Origin of the sequence: Microcystis sp. M083S1 (assembly GCF_020246405.1) — a bacterium.
In the GTDB taxonomy this organism is placed as follows: domain Bacteria; phylum Cyanobacteriota; class Cyanobacteriia; order Cyanobacteriales; family Microcystaceae; genus Microcystis; species Microcystis aeruginosa_C.
In genome coordinates this window covers 1-8820 of record NZ_JADBTB010000214.1, presented here as the reverse complement: position 1 = coordinate 8820, position 8820 = coordinate 1, and the positions used below count along the sequence as shown (strand labels likewise).

Sequence of the window (8820 nt, the reverse complement as noted above, 5' to 3'; positions counted from 1 at the left end):
TCTGGGATCATAGAACTTGCTCCAAATTCGGCCATCTAAACCGACAACGAAGAGACTGGCTGCGCCGGGTAATGAGCTAACGGCAGACACGTTTGTGGTTTCTGGGGAAACGCCACCCCCTAACTCAAACCATCCTGACCATGCTGGATTCTCAACGCGGGGATCATAATACTGGCTCCACACCTTTCGATCACCCTTGATCGCAAACAGTGTCACCCCACCGGGCACTCCGCTGATGGCAGTTACCGATAATAAATCTGCCAGATCTACTTGAAGAGCTGATGAAGAGCTGCCAATCTTAGAAAGAGCAGCAGCGGATGTTCCTAATGGGGACGGTTTTCCATCGCTGTTTAAGGCGACACCGCCCGAAAATACGATGTAATACAAGGAATTTTCTTGTTTGCTTCCCACAAATATACCTGTAGCAGTGTCAGGTTCACCCCCTCTCCCTGCAAGCTCATGGCTAATCACAGAGAGACTACCAAGAATATCATCGTCACTTCCAGTATCTCTTTCCCAAAAATAGACTGTTATCGTCCTATCGTATGGAATTGTTAGATCAAGAGTGATTCGAGGTCTTTCATTACCCAATTCAAAATAGTCTTCTTGTAAAGGCCATACCTTCTGCTGTCTCTCCTGGTCAGAAAGACTTATATAGAAATCATCTGAGCCGTCAAGACCGAGGCTTTCAATCAGATCGGTCACCTCCTTCCATACGTCTCCCGCCACGTTTATTGCATCTTTCAGCACCTTCAAAGGCGTCAACCCTGTTATCGCTCCAGCCGTTCCTAGCAACCTATTCTGAGCGTCCAAGATGTTACCTAGAAGTTTCGAGAACGCTTTATCATTCTCTTTCCAGAAAAGACCTGTACCTGTTGTTATACATTCTATATACAGAATTCGAAGTGTCGGCATGATTGCATCCTCCAGTAATTTCTACTTGATTTTCAAAGATAAGCTTAGCACCTAATTTCTGGGCTGGCGTCCCCCGGATATGACTGAGGGACACATCTCTGAGAACCCTTGCAAAAGTATGGGTCTCAAGTCAATGGGGTGGGCAGGGAGCCATGGGAGGTTGGGGCTGCGAAACCAATCCACAGCCCCTCTCTAGGCGACCGAATCATAGTGACTGTCTAACTAGGGATTATACGGAAGCTTTCTGTATAACACTCTCCAGACTAACGATATGGGTCAACTTTCGGCATATCACTCTATTTAGGCGCAATCGCCCGAACTTTTCCCCATATCACGCCCAAAAGCCTGTTAGCCAGATTAGCCCACATCGCACTTTAACCCACAGCTTGAATCAATGTGCATGGTGCGTTCCCCAAAAATCTATTAGTGGAGTAGGAGGACTTGCATTAGGGACCGCACCCTACGGCAATGGCGATCGCACTAAATATCGGGGTCATCGCTAATACGAGAAGATATTTCTTTTGTAAGCTCATTTAAATAGTCCTTCCCCTTTTCTAATGCATCTTCAAGCTCCAAAATTTCAAAGGAAACTCTACGAAAAGCAATTCGACCGACTACTCCTTCAAACTTTTCGCCTGTCTTTGTATTTTTGCCTGTCTTTGTATTTTTGCCTGTCTTTGTATTTGAATATTTACCACTTAGCTCATGAATCTCCACTTTCCTATTTTTCATCTTCTTATATTTATATTTGAGAAAAAATGTTCCACCAAATGAATCTTGCCCTCCTGCTTCACCATCATGTATGTATTGAAAGTTAAAGTCACAATATTTACGTAAACACTCAGTAATACGGGCATTCGTAGAATGTTCTGTACCCAGATGGACTGTATCCAGCCAATTTTCTGGACCAGACTCATTTTCTTGATAAACTTCCACTGATATGGATATGCTAGTCCAAGTCTGATCAATCTGCATTAGTTCTAGACGAAGCAGTTCAAAGTGAGGATTGTTTCCCATCCCGATCCAGGTGCCAGACAAACTAGGTATTTTGTCAAATGGGTTTAGCTTCCATAACCATCGATCATAAGCTATAAAAGAAAGGGTAAATATAATTGTAAAGAAAGAAATGGGGGATACATCTCGTGGTAAAGGAAAGGCATTAGAGATGTTTGTCCTAACCAAATCAATTAACGGTTGTAATTGTAGAGATACAATCAAAGAAAATAAGGCGATCCAGCCCATAACTTTTAGCCGAAAGGCTTGGTTGTTAACACCGTAGGAATGCATTTCTGACATCTTTTACAACCCATCACTTTTGGTATAACCATCATTGGCAGAAATCTTTACTCGGCGCATCTCTGCCACCAAGGTTTTTTCATGTTTGGAAATATTTGCATCGCCTTTTCTAGCAGTTCGTTCACAATTTCATCTGGCATCAAAAGTCCGTTTACAGCAATTACATTTTCCTCTGGACTGATGGGTTCAAAAGAAGCTATTTGACTATGAAGCATCTCAAGTTTCATATAGTGATTTAACCTGTTGGCTAGTCTTAGCTCTAGCTCTGGTTCAGGTACATTTAGCCAAACTAACTGAACTTGTCCTAAAGATGTCAGTTGTCTCCTGTAGGAAGCTTTCAGAGCAGAACAGGTTATTACAGCTTCTCTGTTTTGAGTTATTGCCCGTCGAATATCATCCTCTATTTCTAGAAGCCACTGACGACGGTCTTCGTCTTGTAGAGACTTCTGTGAAAGCATCTTGATGATGTTCGATAAGGGATGTCTGCGATCGCCCTCAAGAAAATCACTTTCTAGCCGCTCAGATAAGAGCCGACCAACAACCGTCTTTCCTGATCCAGCAACACCCATAATGATCCACACCAATGGGCAACCGTCCATTCACCTCCTCCTCATTACTAGAAAATGGCTGACTAAATTTCTGACAATTAGGCCAATTCTAGCGACGATTATTCGATCTGACCGCACCCCTTGACAAAAATTTATCATTATTCGATTGGTTTAATTGTCGGGGTCTTCTGTAAAGATTTTTTACCGTGAAATTATCATTCATACCCGATACAAGTATCCACCCCACACCCACCAACAAACTTTTTGCCTCAAACCCTAATTCAACCTTTTGCTCCTGTACTTTTAGCAGCACAGGAGCAAAGCTGAAAATAAAAATTAATAACTGTCCTCATCGGTGATAACTTCCACGGGAATCACTTCTTCTAACACTTTTTCCTGCATTTCTTGGCGACGAATTGGTATTTTGGTTTTTTCCAATTCCGGTAAAGCGACTAATTCCCGTTGTTTTTCCCGGACAGTATTGGGTAACAACATCGGTAAAGGTTCGGGGGTTTCTAACCAGTAGCTGGCCACCGGTAGAGTATGTTCTAAATCTTCCAATAAACGGGGAATAATCATCACCGCGTGCAGTTCACCGATTTTCTCTGCTTCCCGCATTCCCGCATCAATGGCCACGGCCACATTAGCGACCGAACCCCGGATAATGGCCGTACACAAACCATCCCCAATTGTTTCGTAGGAAGCTAACTGCACATCGGCCGATTTTAACATGGCATCAGCTGCCCCCACCATAGCAGGAAAACCCCTGGTTTCCAAGAGACCGATGGACATATTGCTCAGTTTGCTGAAACCCCGTTGACTTTGGGCAATTTCGGCTAAACGGCTACCAATTGGGAAAATTACCTCTAAATTGGGCATCGGTCGGGGAATAACCGATTTAGATACCAATTGTCCGAACTGTGCGGCGGTTTTTGCCCCTTCTTCCACTGCTAACCGCACATCGGCAATATTACCACGCACGATCGCCGTACAGTGACCACCGCCAATTTTTTCGTAACCCACGAGGGTAACTTCTGCCGATTTTAGCATCATATCCGCCGTCCCGACGATCGCCGGAAAGCTGAGGGTAGAGACTAAACCCAAGGCACTATCTTTGGGGTGACGCTTGGTTTTCATCGTCCTTTGACCGGGGTTAGTTGTGGACGAGGGGGGAATGCTTCCATTAACTCTTAATCTAGACATTGAAGATAAACTTGCCCTAACAGGTACGAAGGGGGTGATTGTCAGCTATCCTGTTACTATCTAGTCTATCCTGTTAACCTTAATTGCTATTGAAGATTTTTGAGGGATTAGATAAATTTTAGTTATTGTAGCTTGATCAAGTTGTCTATGACAGAACAGCCTCGCAGTACAGATGATCGAATCAGCGAAACGGAAGCGACCGAATTAATGCGCTCGCTGCTTCATAAGGAAGGAAATTGGGTGAATTGGGGGCAAAAATGTCAAAAACTGCAAAAAGCTGGCTACGATTCCCAGTTAATTTTTGAACAAACCGGGTTTCAAAATGCCCAACAAAATTTAATTATTGTCGCTGCCCAAGTTTTTGAGAGTTTAATCAAATCGGGAGCAGATGAAGATTTGTTAAGTTACTACATCGGGCCGCGCAGTGATGTGCTATACGAATTACGGATTCTCAATCAAGAACAAAGACTGGGGGCAGCGAAGTTAGCGGCAGAAAAAAGGATTGAGGTGGCTGAAGCACACGATATCGCCAAAGCAATCCAAGATTTTTCCCGTTTATCCCAGATTCCCATTGAATTTACCCGTCATCCTGGAGATGCGATCGCTTATCAGTGTTGGAAACGGGGCAAACAAAAGCGAGATTTAGCCGAAAGAGCGAAATTAATCGCTAAAGGGTTGAAATTTGCCCATTCTGACTCGGCCAGACAGGCGATCGAGTCCTTACTACAAGATTTTACCGTTACTCCCTCCCGTAGCGCTCCCCTGCTACCCGTCCATCGTTTACAGGATGAGGACGAATTAGCCAGAATTATTCCTTTAGTAGGAAGATTTCCGGTGACGGTAACTGATATAAAACACACAGAAAGTCTGAGCGTCGAGGAACCTTTTCGACTGGTAACGGTGGGGGATAAACAAACAATCGTGCCTCTCCCCGGTTGGCAAGCAATTCTCAAAGCGATCGATCCTGTAGCGATTTTATGGCCTAGCGATCAATTACCTCGATCAATTGCCACCAGGTCCGAGGAAGTGTTATTAGTGATCGATCGAGTTTTGGCTGAATGGGACGTGAACAATTATTATCTAGTGGAGAGGGATAATTCTGTCTTTTTACAATGGTTTGATAGTTCCCCCGATGTCACCATACTAGGTGAATTGATCTTGATTTTAAGAGCAAAAAATATCCTCGATGAAAACAACATCACCGAACCCTGGCAAATGGACGACTAAATCAGTGATCAGTTATCAGTAAACAGTGATCAGGTTTAAGCTATTAGTTATGAGTGGGAATTAGAAAAGAGATAAACTGATCACTGAATCCAATAAAACTGGTCACTGCTAACTTGTAGCTGACAGCATAACTTAAGAAACTAAGAGACATTTTTAAAGTAAAAAGTAAAAAGGGAAAACCTACTTTCAAGAAAACACTGGAACAGACAACAGGCAAATGTTCACTGATAACTGATAACTGATAACTGATAACTGATAACTGATAACTGAATATATGCGTGCAGTAATTTGTGGATATTATGGGAGAGGAAACGGAGGAGATGAGGCATTATTAGTGTCTCTATTGCAGATGTTACCCTCAGCAATTAAACCTATTGTTTTGTCAAATAATCCCAGAGAAACCAGTCAACGTTATGGAGTGGAAACCTGTCCTAGTAGGGATTGGTGGCAAGTTTTTAAAACTCTTAAAAAAGCGGATATATTTATCTGGGGTGGTGGCAGTTTAATGCAGGATGTCACCAGTTTTGCCAGCCCAATTTATTACGGTGGTTTAATGGCTCTTGCTCAATTATTGGGCTTAAAAACTATTGCTTGGGGGCAGGGAATTGGACCATTAAATAGACCTTTTACACGTTGGTTAACCAAAAAAGTCTTAAAACAATGTAGTTTAGTTACTGTGCGCGATGATGCTTCGGCTCATTTAGTCGCTGGTTGGGGTATTAGTCCCATTGTTGCCCCCGATCCAGTATGGGCTTTAGACGCTCAATCAGTCAAGGGATTATCGGATTTACCCGCCCCAAGAATCGCCGTCAATTTACGTCCCCATCCCCTATTAACCCCGGCAAAATTAGATAAATTAACCCAAGCTTTAATTCATTTGCAAACCAGTACGGGGGCGTTTATTCTCTTAGTCCCTTTTCAAAAGTCGCGGGATTTGCCCCTCTGTGAAGCTGTAGCCCGTCAATTAGGGGAAAATAATCAAATCATTAGTTTAGAGGATCCGAGACAGTTAAAAGGCTTATTTCGCGGGGTAGAAATGGTGATCGGAATGCGCTTTCATAGTTTGATTATGGCCGCGGCAGAAGATTGTCGTTGTTTTGCCCTTAGTTATGATCCGAAAGTGTCGCGATTAATTGCCGAAGTACCGATGCCGGGTTGGGAATTAGATCAGTTACCAGAGGCAGTTAATGATATTAGTAACACTTGGATTAATTTTTATGCCAATGGAGAGGGATTAACCAGCGATCGTAAACATTTTTTAATCGATCGAGCTTTAATTCATCAAGAAATTTTATCTAGATTGGTAAGCTAATTTTTATGTCGAGTGCTATTACCGAAGCCATCACGACTATTGCCCTGGGTGAGACAAGATTTAATCTCTCTTTAACAGAAGATGGGGCGTTTTTTCCCGAATAGCAAAGTGATTTACTGTCCCTATCTAGCCATGAAAAAAAGAGTTTAGATAAAGTAAGACAAGGGTATTTATATCAAAGATCGACGGGACAGTTATTAGAAGGAACCGTGACTTTATTGTTAGTTTCTCCCCTACTAGCGATTGCGGGTTTTTACGATCCGCCCTTTTGCGTACCCGCAGAGGAATCGGTAAGCTTAACTGTCCATGATGGGGAAGAAATACTATCGGGTAGAATCGATGTGTTAGTCTGGTTAAATCAGTTTTGGGTGGTAATTGTAGAATCAAAAAAAACCGCCCTATCGGTTTGGACTGTCTTACCGCAAACCTTAGCCTATTTGATGGCTAATCCCTGGCCAGAAAAACCTAGCTTTGCCCTCGTCACCAATGGAGATGATATTTTATTGGTCAAATTGAGAGCTAATGTCCATGATTATGCCCTGTCTAGGATATTTGCTCCCTTTATTTCCAGAGAAGAACTATATAGAGTTTTGCAGATTTTAAAACACATCGGTGCAGCGATCAAATAAAATCAAGAACAGATTCAATATTATTTGATTATTCCAAAGCGCAATTCCTATCTTAGAGCGGAATCGCGCTTTCAGATGTTAGTCAGGACTATGGGAAATTTATATTAGTACAAATGCTCAAACTCTCTCTCCCCTTTCTCTTCTCCCCCACTTCATAATTCATAATTCTCTCTCCCTGATTAATAACGGATGCGAGGATCAACATAAGCATTGATTAGATCGATCAAAATACTGGCAAAAACCACTATTGTCGCAAAAAAAGCCATTAATCCCTGCACTGTTGGGTAATCGCGCAGAGAGATCGCCCGATATAACTGATTTCCCAAACCCGGCCAAGAAAAAGTAACTTCCGTCAAGACTGCACCACCTAAAAGAGCCGCAAAAGTTAATCCTAAGACAGTAATTACGGGAATTAGAGCATTTTTCAGCGCATGGCCGATCATAATCGTTTTTTCTGGTATTCCTCTTGCTTTTGCCGCATCTACATAGTCCGCTTGCAAAGTTTGTTTCAGATTAACTCGCACCATCCGCTCAAAAATCCCACTCAAAAGAATGCCGAGAGTAAAACTAGGTAAGGCCAGATAATACAAAGCTGTGGGCAACTTATCTAGTTGCAGAGTCATCAGACTATCAAGGGTGTATAAACCCGTAATTGTCTGGGGTGGAGTTTCACTCAAAGGAAAACGAGTCCCCAAAGGAAACCAGCGCAACTGTACCGCAAAAATTAGCTGTAAGAGCATTCCTACCCAAAAAATCGGCAAGGAATAGGTTATCAGTCCAAATAAACGTCCCCCCGCGTCTAAGGGAGTATTGGGACGGGAAGCGGTGATAATTCCCAATCCGACTCCCACTATCACTGCAATCAGCATCCCATAAAAAGTTAGTTCCACCGTCGCTGGAAAATGTTTAGCGATAATCTCCCATACCGTCACCCCCTTACTGGTTAAAGAGTTTCCTAAATTGAGGCGCATTAGGTGAAAAATATAGTCTAGGTACTGGAAAAATAGGGGTTTATTCAGTCCTAATTGTTCTCTTAGGGCATTTTTGGCACTTTCAGGGGCGCGGTTGCCTAAAATCGCATCCGTGGGATCACCTGGGGCAACACGCATCAGTAGAAAAACCACCGTCACGATCGTCCATAACATCAAGGGAGCTAGGAGTAAACGCACCAGTAAATAGGATTGTAAAGCAGAGCGGCGAGACATGAGGGCTTTCCGATTAGAAAATAGACTCTCAAGGAACCATACCCCAAAATCGACCAGGCGATCGAGAGGGATTGAATAAAAAATTAAATAGAGGAAAAATATTTAGTACAGATAAACTATTTTGTCCGCCCCGCCAGTTCTGATCAAGGGACTAGCAAAAAACACTAAGGTCCGAAAAGCTTACGTAGCAAGGGATAGAAAAAAGATCAAAAAATTTTGCCAAAGGGGGTTGACAAACTTAGGGAAGTTAGATACATTGGTAAATGCGCGGTTGAAGCAAAGCGAAAGCGAAGCGAAACAAACGACGCTCGAACCTAGACAAAACAATAGTTTGAAAGCCAAGTAAAACAGCCTCGTTTAGAAGCAATTCTATAACAAAAAAGTCAAACCCGCAAGGGGGAGACAAAAAAAAGTCAAAAGAATCAAACGATTCATCATGGAGAGTTTGATCCTGGCTCAGGATGAACGCTGGCGGCGTGCCTAAC

The 8820-nt window shown here is 42.9% G+C and carries 9 protein-coding genes; 3 read left to right on the top strand and 6 right to left on the bottom strand.

The window, feature by feature from the left end:
* The 4 genes from IM450_RS19675 to IM450_RS19660 form a co-directional block, all read right to left on the bottom strand.
* Positions 1 to 915 (bottom strand): hypothetical protein (locus tag IM450_RS19675; protein WP_287671435.1); only part of this gene is annotated, 915 nt, incomplete at its 3' end.
* Between the two features lie 480 nt (positions 916 to 1395).
* Positions 1396 to 2211: a hypothetical protein gene (locus tag IM450_RS19670; RefSeq protein ID WP_287671433.1), complete on the bottom strand. Its 816-nt coding sequence runs from the start codon at positions 2209 to 2211 to the stop codon at positions 1396 to 1398.
* Between the two features lie 47 nt (positions 2212 to 2258).
* Entirely contained in the window at positions 2259 to 2810 is a 552-nt protein-coding gene (locus IM450_RS19665) for a gluconokinase (protein ID WP_044034309.1), read from the bottom strand.
* Between the two features lie 285 nt (positions 2811 to 3095).
* Positions 3096 to 3896 (bottom strand): carbon dioxide-concentrating mechanism protein, encoded by an 801-nt coding sequence (locus tag IM450_RS19660; RefSeq protein ID WP_002775137.1) that lies wholly within the window; start codon positions 3894 to 3896, stop codon positions 3096 to 3098.
* A 213-nt stretch (positions 3897 to 4109) separates the two neighbouring features.
* Here IM450_RS19660 and IM450_RS19655 point away from each other — a divergent pair, with 213 nt between their 5' ends.
* From IM450_RS19655 to IM450_RS19645, 3 genes are all read left to right on the top strand, one after another.
* The gene (locus IM450_RS19655; protein WP_287671430.1) at positions 4110 to 5189 is read left to right on the top strand and encodes a RuBisCO accumulation factor 1; all 1080 of its coding nucleotides are present in this window, start codon (positions 4110 to 4112) and stop codon (positions 5187 to 5189) included.
* A gap of 274 nt (positions 5190 to 5463) precedes the next feature.
* Positions 5464 to 6501: a polysaccharide pyruvyl transferase CsaB gene (csaB, locus tag IM450_RS19650; protein WP_287671428.1), complete on the top strand. Its 1038-nt coding sequence runs from the start codon at positions 5464 to 5466 to the stop codon at positions 6499 to 6501.
* A 209-nt stretch (positions 6502 to 6710) separates the two neighbouring features.
* Positions 6711 to 7130 carry a hypothetical protein gene (locus IM450_RS19645; RefSeq protein WP_287671426.1) on the top strand — a complete coding sequence of 140 codons (420 nt, stop codon included), beginning with the start codon at positions 6711 to 6713 and terminating at the stop codon, positions 7128 to 7130.
* A 179-nt stretch (positions 7131 to 7309) separates the two neighbouring features.
* Here the strand turns inward: IM450_RS19645 and IM450_RS19640 are convergent, their stop codons facing one another.
* Entirely contained in the window at positions 7310 to 8335 is a 1026-nt protein-coding gene (locus IM450_RS19640; RefSeq protein WP_287671423.1) for an ABC transporter permease, read from the bottom strand.
* Positions 8336 to 8582: 247 nt separating this feature from the next.
* The coding region (locus IM450_RS19635) for a hypothetical protein (protein ID WP_287670062.1) at positions 8583 to 8820 on the bottom strand (238 nt) is incomplete at its 5' end.